Source organism: Campylobacter concisus, assembly GCF_902460875.1.
In the GTDB taxonomy this organism is placed as follows: Bacteria; Campylobacterota; Campylobacteria; order Campylobacterales; family Campylobacteraceae; genus Campylobacter_A; species Campylobacter_A concisus_AA.
This window is the reverse complement of the sequence record NZ_CABPVR010000007.1, coordinates 320,578-322,283: the sequence shown is the minus strand read 5'-3', so window position 1 is coordinate 322,283 and position 1,706 is coordinate 320,578. Positions and strand designations below refer to the sequence as shown.

General features: G+C 35.2%; 2 protein-coding genes. Both read right to left on the bottom strand.

From position 1 onward, the window contains the following. A partial coding sequence (locus F3H01_RS05365) for a c-type heme family protein (protein ID WP_149725136.1) occupies window positions 1–947 on the bottom strand: 947 nt, incomplete at its 3' end. After that, window positions 937–1,626: a response regulator transcription factor gene (locus tag F3H01_RS05360; protein WP_107691552.1), complete on the bottom strand. Its 690-nt coding sequence runs from the start codon at window positions 1,624–1,626 to the stop codon at window positions 937–939. The genes F3H01_RS05365 and F3H01_RS05360, both read right to left, overlap by 11 nt. Window positions 1,627–1,706 lie beyond the last annotated feature (80 nt).

Sequence of the window (1,706 nt, the reverse complement as noted above, 5' to 3'; positions counted from 1 at the left end):
TCATCAACCGTTTCAGACATGAAATTTATCTGCTTGCTAGTCTCTTCTATAAACTCATAAATTTTTGCTTCATCAAGCTTTTTTCGCTCCTGATAGAGCTCTAAATTTATTAAAGCTGAGCTAATTTGAGCTAAAGGCTGCTTCCACTGATGTGAGATATTGCCTATCATCTCGCCCATTGAGGCTAGGCGACTTTGATGTATCATTAGCTGCTCAGTCTGTCTTTTGCTCTCTTCGCCACGCCTATGCATCTTATAAACGAGTAGCAAAAATATCCCGAATACAAAGGCTATCGCGCTCATTATGATGACAACCTCTTTTAAATGGTAAGAAAAAATGGCACGTAGTGGGATTTTAAAAGATAGCATTGCCATCATCTCACTTGCTTCAGAAATTTTTCCATTTGAAATTTCATAGCGATCCAACATCTGTTTTGGAGCACTTTCGCTATTGTGACAGGCTAAGCAAGATGTATTTTGACTTTTTATAGGAAGTCCTACAAAAAATTGTGAGCCATTTTCATCTTTTATAATCTTTGAAAACTCACTAAATTTATTCTCTTTAAAGCCTCTTAACACCTGCGCTTCAAATTCATTTGGTTCATGAGCTTTATTTAAAGGCGCCATGGCGACTAGTTTGTAGTCAAAGTCAAGATTGTATTTTTTCTTTTGGATATTATAAATTTCACGGCTTATATACGAAGATGAGAGCAATCTCTCGTCAAAAAAATCCTCTTTTATAATGCCATCACGCTTTAGCTGCTCTATTAGCGGACGCTGAACGCCTGCAATGTACTCTCTTACAGAATTTATACTCTCAAGCACATAATACGCCTCTTTTTTGGCATCTTTCATTGCAAGATTATTATAAAAATTTAAAACAAGTGCGGATATTAAGAGATAAACAAAGATAAAAACACTAACGATTAGCTGAAATTTATATTTCACAAAGATAACCTACACCATATAAATTTTTAATCACATCTTTGCCAAGCTTCCTTCTAAGCTCTTTTACGATCGTCTTTATCGCCTCTTTGCTTGGCTGCTCATACTCCCAAATGTAATCAAAAATTTGTTCATAAGTTATAGTTTGATTTTTGTTGTTTAAAAAATACTCTAAAAGCCTACTTTCGCTCTTACTTAGATGAGAAATTTCACCATTTATATAAAGTACTTTTTTACCAAAATCGTATTCTAATTCATCATTTAGCCTAAGAGTCGGCTTGCGTCCAACAAGCTCTAAAGCAACGTCTTCTAGGGCTTTTATAAATGACTTTTTATCATATGGCTTTGCAAGATATCTTGTGATCTTTAACTCAACTGCTCTCCACAAATACTCTTGCTCGACGTGGCTTGATAAAATCACAATGGGAATTTTTTGATTGATCGCTCTTACTTTTTTGGCGATCTCTAGGCCATCGATATTTGGCACGCTTATATCAAGTACCAAAACATCGTAAGCATCACTCAGAGCTAGCTCAAGTGCTTCACAGCCGTCTTGCACACCTGTTACCTCTCCAAAAAAGAGCTCCAACGAAGTACAAATGTTTTTTAAAATCGCCTCTTCATCCTCAAGGCAAAGGACCTTTTTATTTGATAAAACGTCTAAAATATCATATTCTTGCATAGCTTCATCTCGCTTTTTGAGCAGATATTATCACTTGGTAGCTTAAAAAATAAGATTATCTAAAAAATAATTCATACCAA